The 23,672-nt window shown below is 71.6% G+C and carries 18 protein-coding genes and 1 pseudogene; 11 read left to right on the plus strand and 8 right to left on the minus strand.

Features of this window, described 5'->3' with window-relative positions; translation table 11 throughout:
• Positions 1-72: 72 nt before the first annotated feature.
• The 4 genes from ABZ854_RS23995 (at position 73) to ABZ854_RS24010 (ending at position 6,699) form a co-directional block, all read left to right on the plus strand.
• Positions 73-1,803: a D-aminoacylase gene (locus tag ABZ854_RS23995; protein WP_361214243.1), complete on the plus strand. Its 1,731-nt coding sequence runs from the start codon at positions 73-75 to the stop codon at positions 1,801-1,803.
• Positions 1,800-3,263 carry an aldehyde dehydrogenase family protein gene (locus tag ABZ854_RS24000; protein ID WP_361214245.1) on the plus strand — a complete coding sequence of 488 codons (1,464 nt, stop codon included), beginning with the start codon at positions 1,800-1,802 and terminating at the stop codon, positions 3,261-3,263. Before ABZ854_RS23995 ends, ABZ854_RS24000 begins: the two co-directional genes overlap by 4 nt.
• Before the next feature lie 186 nt (positions 3,264-3,449).
• Positions 3,450-6,035, plus strand: coding sequence for a bifunctional FO biosynthesis protein CofGH (locus ABZ854_RS24005; RefSeq protein ID WP_361214247.1), 2,586 nt, complete (start codon positions 3,450-3,452; stop codon positions 6,033-6,035).
• Positions 6,036-6,129: 94 nt separating this feature from the next.
• A complete protein-coding gene (locus tag ABZ854_RS24010; RefSeq protein WP_361214249.1) occupies positions 6,130-6,699 on the plus strand; it encodes a hypothetical protein in 570 nt (189 codons plus the stop codon).
• Here ABZ854_RS24010 and ABZ854_RS24015 read toward each other — a convergent pair.
• On the minus strand, positions 6,692-7,222 hold the full coding sequence (locus ABZ854_RS24015; RefSeq protein ID WP_361214251.1) for a DUF2165 domain-containing protein: 531 nt from the start codon (positions 7,220-7,222) through the stop codon (positions 6,692-6,694). The genes ABZ854_RS24010 and ABZ854_RS24015 overlap by 8 nt on opposite strands.
• Before the next feature lie 185 nt (positions 7,223-7,407).
• On the opposite strand from ABZ854_RS24015, the gene ABZ854_RS24020 reads away from it, so the two are divergent.
• Positions 7,408-8,523, plus strand: a complete 1,116-nt coding sequence (locus tag ABZ854_RS24020; protein ID WP_361214253.1) for an ADP-ribosylglycohydrolase family protein — start codon at positions 7,408-7,410, stop codon at positions 8,521-8,523.
• A gap of 194 nt (positions 8,524-8,717) precedes the next feature.
• On the opposite strand, the gene ABZ854_RS24025 is transcribed toward ABZ854_RS24020, so the two are convergent.
• Both ABZ854_RS24025 and ABZ854_RS24030 read right to left on the minus strand, forming a co-directional pair.
• Complete coding sequence (locus ABZ854_RS24025) at positions 8,718-10,268, minus strand: sodium:solute symporter family protein (RefSeq protein ID WP_361214255.1); 1,551 nt, start codon at positions 10,266-10,268, stop codon at positions 8,718-8,720.
• 126 nt (positions 10,269-10,394) lie between these two features.
• A complete protein-coding gene (locus tag ABZ854_RS24030) occupies positions 10,395-11,183 on the minus strand; it encodes an SDR family oxidoreductase (protein ID WP_361214257.1) in 789 nt (262 codons plus the stop codon).
• Positions 11,184-11,256: 73 nt separating this feature from the next.
• Here ABZ854_RS24030 and ABZ854_RS24035 point away from each other — a divergent pair, with 73 nt between their 5' ends.
• Complete coding sequence (locus ABZ854_RS24035; RefSeq protein WP_361214258.1) at positions 11,257-12,099, plus strand: hypothetical protein; 843 nt, start codon at positions 11,257-11,259, stop codon at positions 12,097-12,099.
• 40 nt (positions 12,100-12,139) lie between these two features.
• Here the strand turns inward: ABZ854_RS24035 and ABZ854_RS24040 are convergent, their stop codons facing one another.
• Both ABZ854_RS24040 and ABZ854_RS24045 read right to left on the minus strand, forming a co-directional pair.
• Entirely contained in the window at positions 12,140-14,107 is a 1,968-nt protein-coding gene (locus ABZ854_RS24040) for an MFS transporter (RefSeq protein ID WP_361214259.1), read from the minus strand.
• A gap of 181 nt (positions 14,108-14,288) precedes the next feature.
• A complete protein-coding gene (locus ABZ854_RS24045) occupies positions 14,289-16,505 on the minus strand; it encodes a D-alanyl-D-alanine carboxypeptidase (RefSeq protein WP_361214261.1) in 2,217 nt (738 codons plus the stop codon).
• Between the two features lie 231 nt (positions 16,506-16,736).
• Between ABZ854_RS24045 and ABZ854_RS24050 the strand changes: the two genes are divergently transcribed.
• The 3 genes from ABZ854_RS24050 (at position 16,737) to ABZ854_RS24060 (ending at position 18,992) form a co-directional block, all read left to right on the plus strand.
• Positions 16,737-17,498, plus strand: coding sequence for a GPP34 family phosphoprotein (locus tag ABZ854_RS24050; RefSeq protein WP_361214263.1), 762 nt, complete (start codon positions 16,737-16,739; stop codon positions 17,496-17,498).
• A gap of 245 nt (positions 17,499-17,743) precedes the next feature.
• The gene (locus tag ABZ854_RS24055; protein WP_129308522.1) at positions 17,744-18,601 is read left to right on the plus strand and encodes a helix-turn-helix transcriptional regulator; all 858 of its coding nucleotides are present in this window, start codon (positions 17,744-17,746) and stop codon (positions 18,599-18,601) included.
• 199 nt (positions 18,602-18,800) lie between these two features.
• The gene (locus ABZ854_RS24060; protein ID WP_361214266.1) at positions 18,801-18,992 is read left to right on the plus strand and encodes a DUF397 domain-containing protein; all 192 of its coding nucleotides are present in this window, start codon (positions 18,801-18,803) and stop codon (positions 18,990-18,992) included.
• Positions 18,993-19,149: 157 nt separating this feature from the next.
• Here the strand turns inward: ABZ854_RS24060 and ABZ854_RS24065 are convergent.
• From ABZ854_RS24065 to ABZ854_RS24075, 3 genes and pseudogenes are all read right to left on the minus strand, one after another.
• Positions 19,150-20,010 (minus strand): annotated as a pseudogene (locus tag ABZ854_RS24065) (MerR family transcriptional regulator); the annotation flags it as partial.
• Positions 20,011-20,078: 68 nt separating this feature from the next.
• Positions 20,079-20,597: a glutathione peroxidase gene (locus ABZ854_RS24070; RefSeq protein WP_361214268.1), complete on the minus strand. Its 519-nt coding sequence runs from the start codon at positions 20,595-20,597 to the stop codon at positions 20,079-20,081.
• 134 nt (positions 20,598-20,731) lie between these two features.
• On the minus strand, positions 20,732-21,670 hold the full coding sequence (locus tag ABZ854_RS24075) for a slipin family protein (RefSeq protein WP_361214270.1): 939 nt from the start codon (positions 21,668-21,670) through the stop codon (positions 20,732-20,734).
• A 268-nt stretch (positions 21,671-21,938) separates the two neighbouring features.
• Here ABZ854_RS24075 and ABZ854_RS24080 point away from each other — a divergent pair, with 268 nt between their 5' ends.
• Both ABZ854_RS24080 and ABZ854_RS24085 read left to right on the plus strand, forming a co-directional pair.
• Complete coding sequence (locus tag ABZ854_RS24080) at positions 21,939-22,940, plus strand: M23 family metallopeptidase (RefSeq protein WP_361214271.1); 1,002 nt, start codon at positions 21,939-21,941, stop codon at positions 22,938-22,940.
• A gap of 253 nt (positions 22,941-23,193) precedes the next feature.
• On the plus strand, positions 23,194-23,631 hold the full coding sequence (locus tag ABZ854_RS24085) for a lamin tail domain-containing protein (protein WP_361214273.1): 438 nt from the start codon (positions 23,194-23,196) through the stop codon (positions 23,629-23,631).
• Positions 23,632-23,672 lie beyond the last annotated feature (41 nt).

Consider the following 23,672-nt stretch of genomic DNA (forward strand, 5'->3'; position numbering starts at 1 on the left):
GCGTTGTGGCTTGTCGCGCAGTTCCCCGCGCCCCCGGGTGGGTTACCGGCTCCTACTCGAAGAGGCTGAGCCATGCTTGATCACGTCGTACGGGGGGCGTCCGTCGTCGATGGGACCGGTGCCTCCGCCTTTGTCGCCGACGTCGGGATACGGGACGGGCGGATCGCCGCTGTAGGCCGGATCGAAGAGGAGTCCCGCTCCAGTGAGGACGCCCGGGGGCTCGTGCTCGCGCCCGGGTTCGTCGACCCTCACACGCACTACGACGCTCAGCTCTTCTGGGATCCGTATGCCACCCCCTCGCTCAATCACGGGGTGACCACGGTGGCCGGGGGGAACTGCGGGTTCACATTGGCGCCGTTGCATCCCGGGCGGCCGGAGGACGCCGACTACACGCGGCGGATGCTGGCCCGGGTGGAGGGGATGTCGCTGGTGGCGCTGGAGGAGGGGGCGCCGTGGAACTGGCGGTCGTTCGGGGAGTATCTGGACGCGCTGGAGGGGCGGATCGCCGTCAACGCCGGGTTCATGGTGGGGCACTGTGCGCTGCGGCGGTATGTGATGGGTGCCGACGCGGTGGGCGGGCAGCCGAGCGAGGAGCAGCTCGGCGAGATGCTGGGCCTGCTGCACGAGGCCATGGACGCCGGTGCCTGGGGGCTGTCCACCACCCAGTCGAGCACGCACGCCGACGGGGACGGGCGGCCCGTGGCCTCGCGGCATGCCCGGCCCGAGGAGCTGCTGGCGCTGTCCAGGGCCGTCGGGGAGCACGAGGGGACACAGATCGAGGCGATCGTCGCCGGCTGCCTGGACCAGTTCAGCGACGACGAGATCGATCTGCTGGTGGAGATGAGCGTGGCGGCCGGGCGGCCGCTGAACTGGAACGTGCTTACCGTCGACGCCGCCGTACCGGAGCGGGTGCCCCGGCAGCTGAGCGCCAGTGAGCGGGCCCGGAAGGCCGGGGGCCGGGTGGTGGCGCTCACCATGCCGATCCTGACGCCGATGAACATGTCGCTCGGCACGTTCTGCGCGCTGAACCTCATTCCGGGCTGGGGCGAGGTGCTCGGACTGCCCGTGCCCGAGCGGATCGCCCGGCTCCGGGACCCCGAGGTGCGGGCGGAGATGCTGCGCCGGGCCCGGTCCAAGGAGGCCGGCGTCTTCCGGCGGCTCGCGGACTTCGGGCGCTACGTCATCGGGGACACCTACAGCGAGGCCAACCGGGGGCTGACCGGCCGGGTGGTGCGGGACATCGCCGCCGAACGCGGGCAGGACCCGTTTGCCTGCCTGGTGGAGATCTGCGCGGCCGACGACCTGCGTACGGTGCTCTGGCCGATGCCGACCGACAACGACCCCGGGTCGTGGGCGCTGCGCGCCGAGACCTGGCAGCACGAGGACGTGCTCCTCGGCGGCTCCGACGCCGGCGCGCACCTGGACCGGATGTGCGGGGCGCCGTACACCACCCGGTTCCTCGGGGACTGTCTGCGCGGTCGGAAGCTGGTGGGGCTGGAGCAGGCGGTGAAGATGCTGACGGACGACCCGGCGCGGCTGTTCGGGCTGCGTGAGCGCGGCCGGATCCAGGAGGGCTGGCATGCCGATCTGGTGCTGTTCGACCCGGAGCGGATCGACGCGGGCCAGGCCACCCTGGTGCACGACCTGCCGGGCGACAGCCCACGGCTGGACGCGAAGGCGCTCGGCGTGCGGGCCGTCTGGGTCAACGGGGTCGAGGCGATCCGGGACGATGTGGTGAGCGGGGCCGTTCCGGGCCGGGTGCTGCGCTCGGGCCGGGACACGAGGACGGTGAGCACCAGGTGAGCGAGGACCGAGGCGACGGGCAGCGGCTGTTCGTCGGTGGGGAGTGGGTGGAGCCGGACGCCGGGCACTACGCGGTGACGGACCCGGCGACCGAGGAGACCGTCGGCTGGGCGCCCGAGGCCTCGCCCGAGCAGGCGCGGGCGGCGTGTGCGGCGGCCCGGGAGGCGTTCGAGGGCTGGTCGCGGACCCGGCCCGAGGAGCGGGCCGCGCTCCTGGGCCGGGCGGCGCGGATCATCCGCGAGAACCTGGTGCCGTACGCCGACCTGGCGCGGGCGGAGACCGGCGCGACGACCGGGACCGCGCGGGCGATGCAGGTCGGGGTGGCGGCGGCCCGGTTCCGCCGGTACGCCACCGTGGAGCCCGCCGAGTGGGCGATCGCGCCGCAGATCAACGAGGCCGGCCCGATGGGGCGGGCCGCCGTGATGGGCGCGCTGGCGGTACGGCAGCCCGTCGGCGTGGTCACCTGCGTCACCTCGTACAACAACCCGTGGGCCAACCCGGCCGGCAAGATCGCCCCGGCCCTGGCGATGGGCAACACGGTCGTGGTGAAGCCCGCCCCGCAGGACCCGCTGTCGGTGTACCGGATGGCTGAGGCCCTGGAGGCGGCCGGGGTGCCGCCCGGCGTCGTGAACGTCGTCTCGGCGCGGTCCGTGGCGGTCGGAGAGGCGGTGGTCGCGTCGGACGACGTCGACATGGTCAGCTTCACCGGGTCCACGGCCGTGGGGCGGCGTATCGCCGAGGTGTGCGGGCGGGACATGCGCCGCCGGCTGATGGAGCTGGGCGGCAAGGGCGCGGCCCTGGTCTTCGACGACGCCGACCTCGCCTCCGCGGTCGCCGGCATCGGCACGACGTTCTCCTTCTACAGCGGCCAGATCTGCACGGCCCCGACCCGGGTGCTGGCCCAACGGGGGATCTACGACCGCCTGGTCGACCAACTGGCGGCATACGCAGGCCGGTTGAAGATCGGCGACCCGGCGGCTGCGGACACGGTCGTCGGGCCGGTGATCTCGCACGAGCACCGGGCGCGCGTCGAGTCGTACGTCGAACTCGGGCGGAAGGAGGGCGCGACGGTGGTGGCCGGAGGGGAACGGCCGCCGCTGGACCGGGGCTTCTACGTGGCGCCGACCCTGCTGGCCGACTGCGCCAACGACATGCGGGTGGCCCGCGAGGAGATCTTCGGGCCGGTCGTCGCGGTGATCCCCTTCGGCGAGGAGGACGAGGGAGTGGCCCTCGCCAACGACAGCGACTACGGCCTCATCGACTACGTCTGGTCCGGCGACGTCGCCCGAGCCTTCCGCATCGCCCGCCGCCTGCGCGCCGGCGGCGTCGGCATCAACACCGTCGGCCGCAACATGGAGGCCCCCTTCGGCGGCTTCAAAAAGAGCGGAGTCGGCCGAGACGTAGGCTCGTACGCCCTGCACGCCTACAGCGAGATCCAGTCACTCGTGTGGCCGGGCTGAGGCACGAGCACTTGTAAACGAAGCTAGCCACCAACCCCCTGGGGGGCGCGGGGCTGTGTCGATGTGCGGCTCCGCCGCGTGGGCGCGACAAGCCACAACGAGCCCGCACCCGGCACAGAACAGAGCCCCCCGAGCCGGAAGCCCGCCCCAACCGACCCGGCGGTAGCCCAACCGTATGCTCAAGGGATGACGACCTCCGTGACCCCCGGAACCGGGCCGAGTGAGAACTCCATGCGTCGTGCCCTGAAGCGGGCCCGGGACGGTGTCGCCCTCGACGTGTCAGAGGCGGCCGTGCTGCTCCAGGCCCGCGGCGAGGCGCTGACCGACCTGGCCGCGTCGGCCGCCCGGGTGCGGGACGCCGGCCTGGAGGAGGCCGGCCGGCCCGGCGTCATCACCTACTCCAAGAGCGTGTTCGTCCCGCTCACCCGGCTGTGCCGGGACAAGTGCCACTACTGCACCTTCGTCACCGTGCCCGGCAAGCTGAAGCGGGCCGGGCACGGGATGTTCATGGCCCCCGACGAGGTGCTGGACATCGCCCGCAAGGGCGCCCGGCTCGGCTGCAAGGAAGCCCTCATCACCCTCGGCGACAAGCCCGAGGACCGCTGGCCGGAAGCACGCGAGTGGCTCCACGCGCACGGCTACGACGACACCATCGCCTACGTCCGCGCCGTCTCCATCCGCATCCTGGAGGAGACCGGCCTGCTGCCGCACCTCAACCCGGGCGTCCTGACCTGGACCGACTTCCAGCGGCTCAAGCCCGTCGCCCCGTCCATGGGCATGATGCTGGAGACGACGGCGACCCGACTGTGGTCGGAGCCCGGCGGCCCCCACCACGGCTCCCCGGACAAGGAACCGGCCGTCCGGCTGCGCGTGCTGGAGGACGCCGGCCGCTCCTCCGTGCCCTTCACCTCCGGCCTGCTCATCGGCATCGGCGAGACGTACGAGGAGCGCGCCGACTCCCTGTTCGCGCTGCGCAAGGTCGCCCGCGCCCACCACGGCATCCAGGAACTGATCATCCAGAACTTCCGCGCCAAGCCCGACACGGCGATGCGCGGCATGCCCGACGCCGAACTCGACGAACTGGTCGCCACGGTGGCCGTCGCCCGGCACATCATGGGCCCCAGCGCCTGCCTGCAGGCCCCGCCCAACCTGGTCGACGGCGAGTACGCCCGTCTCATCGGAGCCGGCATCGACGACTGGGGCGGGGTGTCCCCCCTCACCATCGACCACGTCAACCCCGAGCGGCCGTGGCCACGGATCGACCAACTCGCCGCCCAGTCCGCCGCCGTCGGGTTCGAGCTGCGCGAACGACTCTGCGTGTACCCGGAGTTCGTCCGCCGCGGCGAACCCTGGCTGGACCCGCGCCTGCGCCCGCACGTGGCGGCCCTCGCCGACCCGGAGACCGGCCTCGCCCGGCCCGACACCCTCCCGAAGGGCCTGCCGTGGCAGGAACCGGAGGAGGCGTTCATCCCCTCCGGCCGCACCGACCTGCACCGCACCATCGACACCGAGGGCCGTACGACCGACCGGCGGGACGACTTCGACGAGGTGTACGGCGACTGGGACGCCCTGCGCGAGGCGGCGGCGCCCGGCATGGTCCCGGAACGCATCGACACCGACGTACGGCAGGCGCTGCGCACGGCGGCCGACGACCCGACCCGGCTCACCGACGCCGAGGCCCTCGCCCTGCTGCACGCGGACGGCACAGCGCTGGACGCCCTATGCCAAGTGGCGGACGACGTACGGAAGTCGGCGGTCGGCGACGACGTCACCTACATCGTCACCCGCAACATCAACTTCACCAACGTCTGCTACACCGGCTGCCGGTTCTGCGCCTTCGCCCAGCGCCGTACGGACGCGGACGCCTACACCCTCTCCCTGGCGCAGGTCGCCGACCGCGCCCAGCAGGCGTGGGACGTCGGCGCGGTCGAGGTGTGCATGCAGGGCGGTATCCACCCCGACCTGCCGGGGACGGCGTACTTCGACATCGCGCGCGCGGTGAAGGAACGCGTCCCCGGGATGCACGTCCACGCCTTCTCCCCGATGGAGGTCGTCAACGGCGCGACCCGGACGGGCATGCCGATCCGGGAGTGGCTGGCCGCGGCGAAGGAGGCCGGCCTGGACTCCGTCCCGGGCACGGCGGCGGAGATCCTGGACGACGAGGTCCGCTGGGTGCTCACCAAGGGCAAACTGCCGACGGCCACCTGGACCGAGGTGATCGAGACGGCCCACGAACTGGGCATCCGCTCCTCCTCGACGATGATGTACGGCCACGTCGACCAGCCCCGCCACTGGCTGGGCCACCTGCGCACCCTGGCCGGGATCCAGGAGCGCACGGGCGGCTTCACCGAGTTCGTGACGCTGCCCTTCATCCACACCAACGCCCCGGTCTACCTGGCCGGGATCGCCCGCCCCGGCCCGACCACCCGGGACAACCGGGCGGTGACGGCGATGGCCCGCCTCCTCCTGCACCCGCACATCCCCAACATCCAGACAAGCTGGGTCAAACTGGGCACGGAGGGGGCCGCGGAGATGCTCCGCTCCGGGGCGAACGACCTGGGCGGCACGCTGATGGAGGAGACGATCTCCCGTATGGCGGGCTCCTCCTACGGCTCGTACAAGTCGGTCCGCGACCTGGTCGCCGTGGCGGAGGCGGCCGGCCGCCCGGCGCGGCCCCGCACCACGCTGTACGGCGAGGTCCCCGAGGAGCGCCTGCGGGCCGCCGAGGCGTCCGACGGCCACCTGCCGGAACTGCTGCCCGTCCTGGACTGAGCCCCCGGCCCGGGACGGGGACCGTGCGTCCGAACTGAGTACGATGATCCGACCCCCGTACTGAGGGGACCCGTAGCGGAGGAGATGCGTACCCGTGCCTGCCCGACTGCTGCCCTCCTGGGTCTGGGTCTCCGGCCTGACGGCGGGGGCCACCGCGGCCGTCGTCGCCCTCGCCGTACAGGCGGACAACGGCCCGCACCCCACGGCCGCGGTGAGCAAGCCCCGCCCCTCGGCGTCCGCGCCGGCGTCCCACAAGCCGTCCGGCCACCCCAAACCGTCCCTGCCCGCGCTGCCGGACCTGTCGGGCGCCGGCCGCCGGATCGTCTACTCGGTCGCCCTGGACCGGGTGTGGCTGGTGGACGCGACGGGCGGGACGACACGGACGTTCAAGGTGTGGCCGGGCACGGTCGACCCCAGCCCCGGCCGCTACTCGGTGCTGTACCGCAAGGACGCCACCACCGGCTCGGACGGCGTCCCCGTCGAGCACATCCTGTACTTCACCGCGCGGTCCGGCGTGAACATAGGCTTCTCCAACGCCGTCGACGGCTCCTCGCCCCCGCCCGCCAAGGGCAAGCCGACCGGCGGCATCCGCCTCGGCAAGAAGGACGGCGCAGCCCTGTGGGCCTTCGGCGACACCGGGACCCGGGTGACGGTGGTCAAATAGCGTCCCGCCGGCCCACCGGCAACTGGTCGACGATCAGGACGACCCCGCTCATCAGGAAGATCCGGGTGGCCGCCTGGAGCCCGTTCCAGTCCTTCGACTGCCACATGGCGAACCACTCCCCGCCGATCGCGACGAACCCGGCGCCGAACAGCAGCATCAGCATCAGCAGGCCGTACGTGGAGACGCGCCGGGCCAGGTCGTACGACCGCCGGGCCCACAGGCAGGTGCCCGCGACGAGCACCAGCGCCGCCACCGACTCCCACACGATGATCGCGACATAGGCGGCGTCCTGCACTCCCGTGTCCGTGATCGCCCGCCACATCAGGTCGTCGTCCTTGAACGTCGTGTCCATCGCCAGCACATGCCGGACGAACGCCTGGTTCGTCCCGAAATCGGTGATGTTCCCGATGGCGACGAGTGTGATGTACAGCGCGAGCACGCCGGTGAGCACGCCCGCGGCGAGCGGCAGGGCGGTACGCCGGGCGGGCGCGGTGGCGGGGGCCGGTGTCTGGGTCTGGGTCATGGCTTGTTGCTGCCCGCCGGGACGGGATTCTGACGTCGGGATCACGCCAGTCTCGGGCGGGATCCGGACGCCGCGCGATAACGGGAAATGGGCGACCCCTGCGGAATTGCCCACCTGAACGGGCCGTTCCCGGTCGATTACAGTGCTGAGCGTCGTACGGGTGCACGGTCCGGGAGGAGGTTCGCGTGAGTGGCACGTCCGGCGCTGTCTGGGGTCGCGCCGAGCAGCAGGACTTCCGCAGCCGGGTGCGGGGCGCCCTGCTCGGCGCGGCCGTCGGGGACGCCCTCGGCGGACCCGCCGACGCGCTCGACCTGGAGGAGATCCGGGCCGCCTACGGCGCGGAGGGCCTCCTCGACCTCGCCTTCGCCCACGGCCGACGCGGCGCCGTCACCCACCACACCCAGCTCACGCTGTTCACCGTGGACGGGCTGATCCGGGCCCAGGTGCGCCGCGACACCGGTGCCTGGCACCCGCCGACCGATCTGCACCGGGCCTACCGTCGGTGGGCGGCGACCCAGCGGGACTGGGGCCCCGACGAGCGGCGCGAGGACGACGGCTGGCTCGCCCGCGAGGAGTGGCTCTACGCCCGCCGCGACCCGAGCCGGGCGCTGCTCATCGGCTTCGGCGACGAGGTCATGGGCACGCTGGAGGCGCCCAAGAACTCGGGCGAGCTGGGGCCGGAGGCCGTCGCCCGGTCCGCGCCCTTCGGGCTGCTGGTCGGCTGGGAGCCGGAACTGGTCGCCCAGCTGGCCGTGGAGTGCGCGGCACAGACGCACGGGCATCCGCTCGCCTACCTGTCGGCGGGGGCGTACGCCGTGATCATGCACGCTCTGGCGCGCGGGGAGAGCCTGGACGCCGCCGTGCAGCGTTCGCTGGCGCTGCTCGCCGCCAGGCCCGGGCACCAGCCGGTGTCGGACGCGCTCCAGCACGCGCTGGGGGCGGTACGGCAGGGGATGCCGAGCCCCGCCCGGGTGGAGGAGCTGGCCGGCGACGGCACGGCGGACGGCCTGCTGGCGGCGTCCGTGTACTGCGCGCTGGTGGGGGAGGACGTACGGCACGGGCTGTGCCTGGCGGTGAACCAGGGCGGGCCCTCCGCGGCGGCGGGCGCCCTCACCGGGGGGCTGCTCGGGGCCCTGCACGGCGAGACGGCGCTCCCGCCGGCGTGGCTCGCCGAGCTGGAAGGCCGCCCGACGATCCTCGAACTCGCCGACGACTTCGCCATGGAGATGACCCAGGGCCCAGCCCTCCACGGCCCAGCGGGCTCCTCCCCGGGCTGGCTGGCCCGGTACCCCCGGGCATAGCCCCGCCGAACCGGGGCGGGCGTGGGTCCGCTCACCTGCTCCCACCCGTGCCGCCCTGGGGGTCCCCCCAGGCCCTTGAGGCACTGGGGGGAGGCACGCATGCCCGCAGCTACTTACGTACGTGCCCCGTAAGGGGCGCGGGGAACTGCGCGACAAGCCACAGCGCACCCGCACCCGCACCCGGCCGCGAACCCTCAGCTCAACGGCGCTGCGCCTTCGTCCACTCGTACCGGCGCCGCCACCGCATCCCCGTCCGTGTTGACCTTCTCGATGACCGCCAGCCGCGCAGGCGTGTCCTCGGGCTTCACATAGCCGATCACGATGTACAGGACCAGCGAGACGGCCAGCGGGACGGACACCTGGTACTCCAGCGGGACGCCCCCGGCGACCTGCCAGTTGATGGGGTAGTTGACGAGCCAGAAGGCCAGCAGCCCCAGCCCCCAGCTGGTGAGCGCGGCCGTGGGCCCGGACCGGCGGAACGGCCGCAGCAGACCCAGCATCATCGGGATCGCGATCGGCCCCATCAGACCGGCCACCCACTTGATGACCACCGTGATGATGTCCTTGAACGTGGGGGAGTCGACCTGCGTCGCCACCGCCATCGACAGTGCCAGGAACAGCACCGTCGTCACGCGCGCGGCGACCAGCCCGGACCGCTCGCCCCACGCCCGCGCCCGCCGCGACATCACCGGCGCCACGTCCCGCGTGAACACCGCCGCGATCGCGTTGGCGTCGGAGGAGCACATGGCCATGGTGTGCGAGAAGAACCCGACGACGACCAGCCCCAACAGCCCGTGCGGCAGCAGCTGTTCGGTCATCAGGGCGTAGGAGTCGGAGCCGTCCGGCTTGGCCGCGTGGACCAGCAGCGGGGACACCCACATCGGGAAGAACAGGACCACCGGCCAGACCAGCCACAGCGTCGCCGACAGCCGCGCCCCGCGCTCCGCCTCCCGCGCGCTGCCCGTCGCCATGTAGCGCTGGGCCTGGTTGAGCATGCCGCCGTTGTACTCGAACAGCTTGATGAACAGGAAGGCGAGCAGGAACACCGTGCCGTAGGGGCCGATCAGCGGCTTGCCGTGGCCGTGCAGGGCGGGCTCGTCCCACGCGCCGAAGAAGCCGATGTGCTTGTCGTTCAGCTTCAGCACGACCGCGACGAACATCGACACCCCGGCCAGCAACTGGATGACGAACTGACCGAGTTCGGTCAGCGCGTCCGCCCACAGGCCGCCGATCGTGCAGTACACGGCGGTGATCACACCGGTGATGAGGATGCCCTGGTTCAGCGAGATGCCGGTGAACACCGACAACAGGGTCGATATCGCCGCCCACTTGGCGCCGACGTCCACGATCTTCAGCAGCATCCCGGACCAGGCGAGCGCCTGCTGCGTGGTCAGGTCGTACCGGTTCTTCAGATATTCCAGCGGCGACGCCACGTGCAGCCGTGAGCGCAGCCGGTTGATGCGCGGCGCGAACAGCCTGGAGCCGATGGCGATGCCGACCGCGATGGGGAGGGACCAGGTGACGAACGACGTGACACCGTAGGTGTAGGCGATGCCCGCGTACCCGGTGAACATCACCGCGCTGTAGCCCGACATGTGGTGCGAGATGCCGGAGAGCCACCACGGCATCTTGCCGCCGGCCGTGAAGAAGTCGCTGACATCGTCCACGCGCTTGTGCGACCAGACACCGATCGCGACCATCACACCGAAATAGCCGATCAGCACGGCCCAGTCGAGACTGTTCATGTGCCCGATCGTGGGTCTCGGCACATGAACACGACAAGCAAGAGTAGAGTCAAGTGACGGTAAAATCGTTCTGAGAGATGATCCTTGTTCACATACAGGAACAAGCTCGGTGTCCGCCCGATGCCCTCACCGCATCAGCTCCCCCGCGTTGACCAGCAACGACTGCCCCGTCACGGCCCGCGCCCGGTCCGACGTCAGGAACACCGCCGCGTCCGCCACATCCCCGTCCGTCGCCAGCTCCGGCAGCGCCATCCGCTCCGTCAGCCGCCCCAGCACCTCCGCCTCCGGCACCCCCTCGGTCTGCGCGGTGAACCGCACGAACGCCTGCACCGGCGGCCCCCACATCCAGCCCGGCAGCACGGTGTTCACCCGGATCCGGTACGGCCCCAGCTCCCGCGCCAGCGAGTACATCGCGCTCGTCAGCGCCCCCTTCGACGCCGCGTACGCGGCCTGCCGCACCTGTGAGGGCGCCGCGACGGCCGACTGCGTCCCGATGAACACCACCGAACCGCCCCCGCCCTCCTTCAGGGCCGGCAGGCAGGCCCGGGTCATCCGCAGCGTCCCCAGCAGGTTCACGTCGATGACCGACTGCCAGGTCGCGAAGTCCGCGTCCTCGACCCCGCCGAAGTACGAGTCCCACGCCGCCACCTGCACCAGCGCGTCGATCCCGCCGAACCGCTCCCGGGCCAGGGCGGCCAGCGCCCCGCACTGCGCCTCGTCGGTGATGTCCGTCTCCCGGTACGCAGTCCGCGCCCCGTCCGGATCGATCTCGGCGGCGCTCTTGGCGAGGTTCGCACCGGTGCGCGCCCCCAGCACCGCGTTCCCGCCGTCCCGTACGACCGCCGCAGCCACCTGGTGACCCAGCCCGGCCCCGACCCCGGAGACGAGGACGGTCTTGCCCGCGAGCAGTGACATGGAGCCTCCCGAACCCTGGCGCTTCATCTGACGGAGCGTCAGAGTATGGGCGAGCGCAGGAAAGGGGAACCGCATGAGCGACGACACCCGCAGCGAGCTGTACGCCGACCTGGCCGCCGTCGGCCCGTACGGCGTCCGCCCCGGACACGCCCTGATCACCCTGGTCGAACCGCACCCGGGCCACGAGTACGCGTACAACCGCTGGTACGAGGACGACCACTTCTACGCCGGCGCGATGGCCATGCCCTGGATGTACGCCGGTCGCCGCTGGGTCGCCACCCGCGAACTCCAGCTCCTGCGCTACCCGGAGAAGTCGGCGGTCGCCCAGCCCGTCACGACCGGCTGCTACCTCTCCACCTACTGGATCACCGCCGGCCGCTACGACGACCATATGAAGTGGACGGTGGCCATCAACAAGCGACTCAACCGGGACGCCCGCGTCTACCAGGACCGCACCCACGTCTTCACCGCGTTCCAGGACCACGCACTGACCGTCTACCGCGACGGCGCGGCCGGCCCCCGGGACTACCACGCCCTCGACCATCCCTACGCGGGCCTGGTGCTGGAGGTCGTCGACACCGACTCCGCCGAGCAGCGCGACCGGCTCCTGAGGTGGCTGCACACCCGCCACCTCCCGGCGCGCCTGGCGGGCTCCCCGGCGGCCATGGCGACCGTCTTCCGCCCCACCCCGCTGCCCGGCGACCGCATGACCTACGTCAAACAGGTCGAGGGCGTCGACACCCGGCTGACCCTGCTGTGGTTCCTGGAGAGCGACCCGAGGGACTGCTGGGAGGAGCACTTCACCGGCCTGGACGACGAGCTGGCCGCCACCGGCCTGGGCACGCTCCAGCTCATGGCCCCGTTCGTCCCGACCGTCCCGGGCACGGACCGGTACGTGACGGAGCTGCGCGGCTGAGCCGCGCGGCTCGCAGGGGACCGGCTCGGAGAGGACCCCGCTACTTCAGCTCGTCGGGACACGGCGTGCCCCTGTGCAGCTGGTACGGCGCGGCCAGCCGGTACGTCCCCGCCTTCGGCGCGAGCAGCATCGTCCACTTGTCGCCCTTGGCGTCCTCGGGCGTCTCGGCCAGACATCCGTTGACGTTGACGTACGCGTTCCCCTTCACCCGCTGTGGCGGCTTCAGGCTCTTGCCGTGCTCGTCGACGATGCTCAGCCACGGCGAGTACGGGATCCGGATCAGGATCCGCCCCGGCTTGCGCACGTCGAGCGTCATCTCGCCCTGCTCGGCCCGGTCCACCACCGTGTCGGGCTCGGCGAGCGGCGCCGGGTCGGTCACCTGGAACAGCTGCCAGTTGGCGTCGCCCCACACCTGCTTCAGATACGGCATCCCGCGCTGCACCAGCGCCCGCTCGCGCTGGGCGCCGGTCGGGTCCGGCTCGCCCTTCGGCAGCACCACGAAGTGCACGGCCCAGCGCTGGAGCCACTCGTGGTAGTTCGCCGAGTTGAGGGTGTCGTCGTAGAAGAGGGGGTTGCGCTCCATGTCGGCCTGCCGGTTCCAGCCGCGGGCCAGGTTGACGTACGGCGCGAGCGCGGAGGCCTCGCGGTGCGAGCGCGCCGGTACCACCTCGACGCGCCCCCGCTCGGCGCCGCTCTTCTGCAGCTCGTGGACCAGCGGCGCCAGCTCCCGGGCCCAGGAGGCGGCCGGTGCGGAGTGGATGATGTCGTCGATGGACTTCACGCCGATCCAGCCGACGAAGCCCCAGAAGGCCAGCACGGCCACGTACCACTTGCGCGAGCGCGGCACCGTGTACGGCAGCACCGCGATCATCGTCGCGCCCGCGAACAGCATCGGCAGCCGGGAGATGTTCGTGCCGATCTGGGAGCTGATCAGCCACACCAGGACGACACCCACGCTGTAGACGGCGGCCGTCCACCGTACGGTGACCCATTCCTTCGGTACGAGGAACAGGCACAGCAGGCCGTACAGCAGCGGCAGGATCACCGAGCCGATCGTCATCGGCTGGGTGCCCGAGAACGGGAACAGCCACCACGACACGGCGACCACCGCGGCCGGGGCGAGCCCCAGCGACCACGCGCCCGGCCGCCGCTTCTGCAGGAACAGCGCCACCGCGACCAGGCCCACGAACAGCCCCGCGACCGGCGAGGCCATGGTGGCGAGCGCGGCCAGCGGGGCGGCGACCAGGCCCTTCGCCCAGCGTTTGTACCGCCACCGGTGCGGCCAGCAGAACACGGCGGCGACCGAGCCGAGGGCGAACATCGTGCCCAGGCCGAAGGTCACGCGGCCGGACAGGGCGTTGCAGAGGAAGCCGAAGACGCCGGCGAGTGAGGCCCACAGCGGGTTCTTCACCGGCCGGCAGCGGATCAGGATCAGCGTCAGCAGGCCCGCCGAGACGGTCCCGGCGATCATCATCGTCGTCCGCACGCCGAGGACCGACATCAGGTACGGCGAGACGACGCTGTACGACACCGGGTGCATGCCGCCGTACCAGGCGAGGTTGTACGCCGAGTCCGGGTGCCGGCCGACGAACTCCGCCCAGGCGTCCTGGGCGGCGAGGTCCCCGCCGCTGTTCGCGAACGTGAAGAACCAGACGATGTGCAGGACGCCGGACAGGGCGGTGACGGACAGCACCGGGTGCACCAGCATCCGGCGGCGGAGGGGTTCGAGGGCGGCGAGGAACCGGGCACGCCTGCCCGGGCCCGGCCGCGGGTGGCCACCGTCCCGGGCGCCGGCCGTGTCGCCGGGCGCGGTGCCGGGCCGGTCGGCGGTCCGGACCGTGGTCTGATGCGTGGTCCGGGCCGTGGTCTGGTCCGTGGTCCGGTTCTCGGCCGTGCGGGCGCCTGTGCCCGCGTTCCTGTCCGCGTCAGGCGCGGACAGGCTTATTCGCGGGCCGGATCCCGGGCCCGGTTCGGCGTCGTCGGCGCGTGTCGGCTCCGCTGTGGCCACCTGAAGGCACTCCCCGTGTCCCGTCTTCTGTTCTCGGCCGGGTTCCTCGGTGTTCCCGGCCGCTTCATGTCCAGTTCGCGGCCCTGTCCCCCCGACCGGCGAGCTGCCCCGATTCGTGACGCTAGCACGCACCCCGCCGCGGGGCTCCGTCGGCGGGGTGCGGCGGGGGCGGACCGGGTGGTCAGCCCAGGCGGGTCAGCTTGGCCGGGAAGCCCGGCTCGGTCAGGTCCTTCTCCAGGGCCACCGGCACCTGCACGGCCCCGGCCGAGCCGTCGCCCACGGTGAGGTGGCCCACCTTGGTGCCGGCCTTCGCGGTGTGCGGCACCTCACCGGCGGTGAAGGACAGCTTCACCTTCAGGCCCGCCCAGCCGGCCGCGCTCACGTCCTGGGTGGCGACGACGGGCGTCCGGCCGCCGACCCCGTCGTCCACGTAACCGACGACGGTGCCCTTCTTGATGATCGTCGCCGACTTCAGGGCGCCCTGCCCGGCCCGGATCAGCTTGTCGGCGGCGTTCGTCGCACCCACGAGGATCGAGTGGTGCACCGGGTCCGGGGGCTGGCGCAGCACGGCGCCGATGACGGTCCGGGTCTCGCCGCCGACCTGCTGTTTCGCCGCGAAGACGAGGTTGCCCTGGGCGGAGGTGGTGGTGCCGGTCTTGATGCCGACGACGTTGTTCCGGCCGACCAGCGTGTTCCAGTTGGAGTGGTTGACACCCTTGTAGTCGTCGTACGACATCATCGCCGCGACCTCGCGGAAGGCGGGCTCGGTCATCGCGGTCTTGGCCAGCCTCACCTGGTCCACGGCCGTGCTGACCGTGGTGTTCGTCAGGCCCGACGGGTCGGTGTACGTCGTGTTGGTCATGCCCAGGTCCTTGGCGGTGGCGTTCATCTTCGCCACGAAGGCCTTCTCGGAGTGGGCGTCCCAGCGGGCGAGGAGACGGGCCACGTTGTTCGCGGACGCGATGAGGATGCCCTCCAGGGCCTCGCGCTCGCTGATCCGGTCACCGGCGGTGACGTGGACCGTGGACTCCTGGCCCGCCTCCGACTGATCCTCCGCCGCCTGGTCGATCTTGATCATCGGTCCCTTGGCGCCGCTCTTGAGCGGGTGGTCGCGCAGGATGATGTACGCGGTCATGACCTTGGCGACGCTGGCGATCGGCACCGGCTTCTGCTGACCGGACGAGCCGAAGCTGCCGATGCCCTGGACGTCGAGGGCGGCCTGTCCCGTGTCCGGCCACGGGATGTCGGGCTTGCTGCCGTCGAAGGTGTAGTTGTCCTCGGCGGTCAGGTCGAGGGTGGGCTGCGGCAGCGGGCGGAGGGTCTGTACGACCGCGAAGATGATCGCCAGGAGGAGGACCAGGGGGGTCCAGATCTTGATCCGGCGCACGATCGTGCGGACCGGGGTCTCCGGGGGCGGCGGCGTGTTCGTCAGCTCGGCGAGGAGGTCGAGCGGGGGCTTCGGGGGCAGCGGCTGCTGGGTCGTGCGCTCCGGGCCCACGTGGGCGGTGGGCGTGGTGGGCGCGGGGATGTCCGGCTTCAGCTCGACGAACTTGGAGGGGGTGCCGAGTTTGAGCATCGTCGTCGGCTGGTCGGGCTGGGGCTTCTTGGGGCGGAGGGTCTGGAAGACGGCGGTCGGCTGGTCGATCCCGTCCCGGGGGGTCGGTGGATCCGCCTCCTCGGGTGCCTGCGGGGCGTCCTGCGGTGCCGCCTCGGCGGTTTCCTGCGGGGCGTCCTGCGGTGCCGCCTCGGCGGTTTCCTGCGGGGCGTCCTGCGGTGCCGCCTCGGCTTCGCCCTCGGCGTCCTCGTTCCCACCCGCACCACCCGTGCGGGTCTCGTCGTCGGCTGACCGTGGCCCCTGTGGGGCGTCCTCGCCGTCGGCGGCTTGCGGGTCGTCGTCCGCCGAAGCGTCGTCCGAGGCGTCGTCGTCCGAGGCGTCGGCGTCCGACGTCTGGGACTCCCGGGACTCGTCCTCCGAGACCTCGTCCTCCGAGACCTCGTCCTCCGGCGCCTCGGTCTCCGGGGCGCGGTCCTCAGGTTCTGGCGTCGCGTCCGTGGGCGCGGGCTCCGCCGGGGGCTTCCCGGGCTCGTCCTCCTCCGCTGTCTCCGCGGAGGCGGGCTCGGCCTCGTCGGTCGTCTCCTCGGTGGGAGCGGCCGGCTCTGCGGAGCTGCGGACCCAGGCCGAGACGGCCTCGCGGAGGTCGGCGTCGTCGTCGGCGGACTTGGTGTCGCGGATCGAGAGGATCTTCGTCGAGGTGTCCGGAGTGCCCTCGGCGGACTCCCGTTCGCGGGACACCGCCAGCCGGGGATCACGTGCCTCGGGAACCGATGGCCCGCTCCCCGGCGTCGGTTCTGCCGACGACTCGCGCTGCTTCGACCTGTCGGGGGACTCGCCCGCCACCGATGCCTCCTCCACCGCACGTCCCAGCGTGCGCGTCTGACCGAACCGACCCACCGGACAGCACCGCACCGCCGCTGTCCGAACCATGTACCAGTGTCCTGTGTGCGGGCTTGTCCCACGCGGTAGACGAGAACGACATACCTACTGGTTCCACTACGAACCGGTCACGCACCCTCGACAGATGAATGTGAGAGGGGTCACCCTGTCATTCATCCACGCGGGGAGGCATGGATGGGCAGGAGCCGCAGAACAATTCCGGAGGAGCTTCTGTTGCTCGCACTGGACCCGGCCACGGGTACCACTGCGCAGCCGCAGTCGCTCGACCTCGGTCTGGCCGGAGCGCAGCTAGTGGAGCTGGCGCTGGCCGGACGGATAGCCCCAGACGGGGATCGTATCGCCGTGGTGGTGCCACGGCCGACAGGAGATCCGACTCTGGACTGCGCGTTGGAGCTGCTGCGAAGGCGCGGCGCTCCGGTACGGGCCGTCCACTGGATCGGCGGGCCCCGGCTGGGGCTCCGGCAGACGTATCTGTCGCATCTGGAGCGGTGCGGCATGGTGCACGCCGTGGCCGGCCAGATGTGCGGGGTGCTGCCGACGACGCGCTACCAGGCGACGGACAACGCCATCAGCCGGGAGATCAGGTCCCGGCTGGACTCGGCGATCCGCACCGGCGTGCCGCCGGACCCGCGGACCGCGGCGCTGGCCGCGCTCGCGCACGCCGTCGGGCTCGGCAAGCACCTGTACCCGGGGAACGAGGGACGCTCGTCCCGTTCCCGGCTGCGGGACCTCATCCGGCACGACCCGATGGGCGGGCTCGTCGCGCACGCCGTGATGGACGTGCAGAACGGCGCCGGCGCCCAGACACGCCGAGGTGCCGCTTCGGCGGGCCGCCCGGCAGGGCCCGGCGGCCGCACCGCCGAACCCGCGCGCGGGGTGCCGATGCAGCCGCACCGGGGGTCGTCGCCCATGGCGGCCCGCGTCGTGGCCCACTGAGCGCCCCGGCCCCAGGCCCGCACCGCAGCCGTCCGTTCGAGCGGGGCGGCGGGACACGCATGGTCCCGCCGCCCCGCTCGGCTGCGCCCGCACCCGGGGCCGACCGGGAACATCCGTGCCCGAACTGACGCGTACGCGCCGCATATCCACCGTTTCCCAGCGGTAGGAAGCACCTTGGTGGCAGTCTGCTCAACAGCAGATACGGAAAGTGTTAAGACAGCCATGCAGCCGGAGGTGCACGTCCCGTGGCGTCCAATGTCAACCCCACCGTCAGGCGACGCCGGCTGGGCCAGGAGCTGCGCAGGCTCCGCGAGCTCAAGGGCATGACGGCCGAGGAAGTGGCGGAACGACTGCTGGTGTCGCAGTCGAAGATCAGCCGGCTGGAGAACGGCCGCAGAAGCATCAGCCAGCGCGACGTGCGCGACCTGTGCGGGGTGTACGAGGTCGAGGACCAGCGGATCGTCGACTCCCTGATGGAGATGGCGCGGGACTCCCGGCAACAGGGCTGGTGGCACGCGTTCGGCGACATCCCGTACAGCGTCTACATCGGCCTGGAGACGGACGCGGAGTCCCTGCGGGTGTATGAACCGCAGCTGGTGACCGGCCTGTTGCAGACCAAGGCGTACGCGGAGGCCCTGGTGCAGGGCGCGTTGCCGGAGACGTCGGCGGCCGACATCGAGAAACGCGTCAACGTGCGCATGCGCCGACAGGAACGTATCACCGCCGAGAACAACCCCCTTCGGCTGTGGGTCGTGCTCGACGAGGCCGCGCTGCGCCGCATCGTCGGCAGCAAGCTCGTGATGCGCGAGCAGCTGGAGCACCTCATCGAGATGTCCCAGCTGCCCCACGTCACCGTGCAGGTGCTGCCGTTCGAGGTGGGCGCGCATCCCGGGCTCAACGGGCAGTACGCGATCCTGGAGTTCTCCGACGCGGCCGACTCCAGCGTGGTCTACCTGGAGGGCGTCACCAGCGACCTGTACCTGGAGAAGGCGCAGGACGTGCAGAAGTACGCCGTGATGTACGAGCACTTGCGGGCACAGTCCCTCAATGTGGAGCAATCCCGGCAATACATTGCGAGAGTGGCCAAAGAGTACGCCGAGTAGGGCGAGTAAGGGTCCTGGGGCGTGTGGCGCCGGATCGTACACTGGCGCATCGCTCCCACGGAAGGGTCACCTGGAATATGCCATCCACTTGAGTGAACGACTACTCCAGCGGAGGAAGTTGCCCGGTAGCGTCGATCACGCCAATCAGCCGACACGGTTGGCGTGAATCGCACCACCGCAACTCGCAACAGGAGTGGACATGGCACTGCTTCAGGGCGCCACCGAGACGTGGACGAAGTCCTCCTACTCCGCAGGGAACGGAGCCTGCGTCGAGGTCAAGTCGCCCACCACGGCGGAACTCGCCGTACGCGACTCCAAGGTCACCCAGGGTCCGATCCTGGCCTTCCCGGCCGACGCCTGGAACGCCTTCGTGACCTCGGTCAAGGCCTAGGGGGCTCTCCCTGACCCACCGCCGTAGACACGCAGGACCGACACTGCACCACAACCGCACAGGCATCACCCAGAGCCCTCTCGACCAGTCGCCGTCCTTGCCGAGAGGGCTCCGGCGTTGCCGCGTTGCCGCCAGTACTCCGCTCCTTCGTCCGCTTCACCGGGAACGCCACGTCACACACCGGGTCCTCGGCCCCCGCAGACGGCCAGTCGGCGAAGTAGACCTCCCGGCACGGACCGTCGTACTCCAGGCCCTCCCCGCCCATCCACTGCTCCACCGCCTCGAACGCGGCGAGGATCTGCGGATGTGCCACCTGTGCCTTGGTGATCCGGGTGTACGCCAGCCTGCGCGCCGGCTCCACCCGCACCCCGGCCCCCCGCGGCCCTCCGTGCCGCTCCGCCCAGGCGCGCGCCGCCGTCTCGTCCGCCACGGGCACGCACGACTCGGCTGGCCCGTCGCTCTCCATGGACACCTCGGAGTGGTAGACGACGAACGGCGGCCCCGCCACGCCCCCGCACTCCCGCGCGGCCTCCTCCAGCCGCCCCAGCGACGCGCCGATCCACGCGGGCAACTCGTCCGCCAGCGTGTGCCGCGACTCACTGATCACCACTTGCGCCGGTACGTCCACCGTCTCGACCACGAACTCGCCGTACATCTCGGAGCTCCTCCCTGACAGTCGTCCACGGAGGTACGCGGCGAGCGTGCGCTGCCCGGCCACCCTGGCCTCCACGTCCGCCCAGTAGGCGGCGAGCAGGCGGGCGGCCTCGGGGCCCTCGGCCGCCACCACCCCGGCGATCCGGGCGAGCGGCATGTCCAGCTGCCGCAGCAGGGGCACGAGCCGGGCACGCGACACCTGGTCGGCGCGGTAGTAGCGGTAGCCGCTGGCCGCGTCGACGTGCGCGGGCGCCAGCAGACCGAGCCGGTCGTACAGCCGCAGGGCCTTGGCCGACAGCCGGGCCCGCGCCGCGAACGCGCCGATGGTGAGCAGGTCCTCGTCCACCGTGCCATCCTCCGTCACCGGACGGTTCCTCCGCCCGGTGACGAGAACGCTCGGCCCTGCCCCAGGGGCAAGGTCAACCGGCCTGTTCAGCCGAGCTGGGCCTCGATCGCCGCGGTGATCTCGGCGGACTCCGGCTCCGTCTGCGGGGAGAACCGGGCGACGACCGTGCCGTCGCGGCCGATCAGGAACTTCTCGAAGTTCCAGCGGATGTCCCCGCTGTGCCCCTCGGCGTCGGCGAACCCGACGAGCCGCCGGTACAGCTCGTGCCGGCCCTCGCCGTTCACCTCGGCCTTCTCGGTCAGCGGGAACGTCACGCCGTACGTCGCCGAACAGAACTCGGCGATCTCGTCGGCGCCGCCCGGCTCCTGCCCGGCGAACTGGTTGCAGGGCACGCCGAGCACGGTGAAGCCCTTCGCGGCGTACCGCTGCTGGAGCCTCTCCAGGCCCGTGTACTGGGGGGTGAGGCCGCACTTGGAGGCGACGTTCACGATCAGGATGGGCCGGCCGGTGTATTCGGCGAGGTCTGCTGAGCCGCCCTGGAGGGAGTTGATCCGGACTCCGTCCAGGGCGGGGGTGGTGGTGTCGGTGTGGTCGGTGTTCGTCATGTGCGGATGTTAAGCGTTGTGGGGTGGGGGCTGGGTTCGGCCGTTCTTCGGCTACAGCGCCGTTGTGGCTGGGCGCGTAGTTCCCGGCGCCCCTATCGGGGCGCCTCAGCTGATCCGCAATTGCAAGGCGAGCCCTAGCTTTGGGGCGTCCGAGGGTCGGCGGCCGGATGCTCGGACGTCATGGCCGGGGCTTCCTGCCCTGTCGGCAGGGCCTCTGTGGCGACCTTGGTCAGGGCTTCCATCGCCGCGGTCATCGGGGTCTTCGTGCTGCCCGGTTCCGCGGGCTTGTCCAGGTTCTCCAGGTCGGCGTCGATGCGCTTCGTGGCGCGGTCGAAGTAGCGGAGGAGTTCGACGGGGAAGGGCATCACGAGGGTGGAGTTCTTCTCGGCGGCCACCTCGACGACGGTCTGCAGCAGCCGGAGCTGCATCGCCTCGGGGGAGTCGGACATGATCCGCGAGGCGTTGGCGAGCTGCTGCGCCGCCTGGAACTCGCCGTCGGCGGTGATGACGCGCGCCCGCCGCTCCCGCTCCGCCTCCGCCTGCCGGGACATGGACCGCTTCAGCGACTCGGGCAGCTGGACGTCCTTGATCTCGACGCGGTCGATGTGGACGCCCCACCCGGCGGCCGGGCTGTCGATCATCAGGGCGAGTCCCTCGTGCAGCCGCTCCCGGTCGGTCAGCAGGTCGTCCAGGTCGCTCTTGCCGATGATGGACCGCAGGGAGGACTGGGCGACCTGGCCGACGGCGAAGACGTAGTCCTGCACCTCGATGGCTGCGCGGGCGGGGTCGGTCACCCGGAAGTAGACGACCGCGTCGACCTTCACGGACACGTTGTCCTTGGTGATGCCCTCCTGCGTGGGCACCGGCATGGTCATCACCTGGGTGTTGACCTTGCGCATCCGGTCGGCGAACGGAATCAGGAAGGTGATGCCCGGCTGCCGGTAGCCCGGCAGTGCCTTGCCCCACCGGAACACGACCCCGCGCTCGACCTGGTTCACGACCCGCATCCCGCTCCGCAGCACGAGCAGCACGAGTACGGCCGCGATCACGACTGCGATGACAGCGCCTTCCATGGCACTCCATTCTCCAACGCGATGTCGGTCCGGCTCCGGACCGGCTCCGGACCCCGCCTCTGACGGGTTCCGGACAAGGAGAATGACACCGGCGCGGGAGCTTTGGATGCGGGGTCCGGCGTCAGGGATCCGTAAAGATGCCGGACAAGACGCCGGACCAACCTCGACGTCCCACCGGCCGTCTTCCCCAGCGCCGTGCCGGCGTATGACCGTACGGCCGTATCGCCGTGGCAGCCGTGCCAGTCGAGTCGTCGGGGGAGCAGCAGACATGGGAGAGCGGACACCTGGACCGGGGCCCACCGACGGTCCGCCGGAGGCCCACGAGACCGCCCGCCGCCGTGCCCGGCGGCTCGTCCGGCATTGGTATCCGCTGCTGCTGTCCCTGCTGCCGTTCCTGTTCCCCGCCTGGACCGTTCTGAGCGTCTGGACCGCGGGCGACCGCGTCTCCTGGCTCGCGTCGACGGCCACCCTGGCGGCCTTCTTCGTGGTTCTGGAGGGGCTGGGCGCACCGGCACAGCAACCGCGCCCGGTCCGCCGTACGGTGGAGGGCGTGGGCCTGGCGGCCGTCCTCTCGGTGTGCCGCCTGCCGTCCCTCCGGGCCGGCCACGACCTGCCGTACCTGCTGATGTCCCTGGTGCTCCTGGCCGTCGCGCTCGCCGCCGTCGCCCGGGCCCGGCTGCACCGCTGGGGCGCCCCGCTGTCGCGGCCGCTCCGCTTTCCGCTGGAGGGCACCTGGTACGTCGTCCACGGCGGCGGCCGGCTGACCAACCATCACGCCCCCTTCCCCGAGCAGCGCGGCGCCGTGGACCTGACGGGCCTGGGCCGGTACGGCACCCGCAGCGCCCGCGACCGTGCCGACGTGACGGCCTACGCCGCCTACGGGCGCCCGGTGTTCGCTCCCTGCCGGGGGCGTGTCGTCTCCGCCGGCGACGGCATCGAGGACCAGCGTCCGGGCGCCGTCCGCCGCCAACCCCTGTACGGCAACCACGTGTTCATCGACACCGGGCGGGAGGTCGTCAAGCTGGCCCATCTGCGGCCGGGTTCGCTGAGGGTGCGCGCGGGCGACGAGGTCGAGGCGGGACAACTCCTCGGCGAGGTGGGCAACAGCGGCAACTCCACCGAGCCCCACCTGCACCTGCACGCCGAACGCGACGGCGTGGGACTGGACCTGGCGTTCAGTGACGTGCCGGGCCGGCTGTACCGGGGCCGGACGGTTCGAACGACACGGGCGACTCGAACGGCCCGGTGGGGGGCGTCGGCCCGTCACTGAGCCTGTTACGCGCGTATCCCCTCCTACCTGCATATTCGAGTGGAGAGTCACAGAAATGTTCTGGAAAGGTAATGGGGTCCGTAAATCCCCCAGAACCGGTCGCCCGGATTGCAGAGTGTGCGTGCGCGGTCATCCGGCCGCCACCCGCACAACGCACCACCGCCCGGTTGGCGGCGCTTCGGCGTCCGCAGCCACGTGGTGCTCTGGACCTCTGTAGGAGTTCCTCGTGACCGTTTCCGCTTCTGTGCGTCGCATGACCGCCGTCGCCGCCGTGGCGGCCGCCGCCATGGCCGTCACGGCCCTGCCCGCCGCGGCCGCCGGCCACCCGACGGCCCGGCCGCACCACAGCACCGTCCGCATCAGCGGCGTACACGCCGACTCCGGTCGCGGCGTCCGCGCCCTGAACCAGGAGTGGGTGGCCATCACCAACGACTCGCGGCGTGCGGTCAACCTCAGCGGCTGGAAGCTCTCCGACCGCGCCGGCCACACCTACACCTTCCACCACTACACCCTGGGCGGTCACGCCACGGTCCGCGTCCACACCGGCTACGGCCACGACACCCGCCGGGACCTCTTCCAGGACCGCCGGCACTCCGTCTGGGACAGCCGCGACACCGCGACCCTGCGCAACGAGCACGGCCGCTTCGTCGCCGACATCTCCTGGGGCCACCACGACCGTCGCCACCACTGACCTGACCGCCCCCGGCGGCCACGTTCCCTGACACCACACCC

The sequence above is a fragment of the Streptomyces sp. NPDC047028 genome, from assembly GCF_040644095.1.
GTDB lineage: Bacteria > Actinomycetota > Actinomycetes > Streptomycetales > Streptomycetaceae > Streptomyces.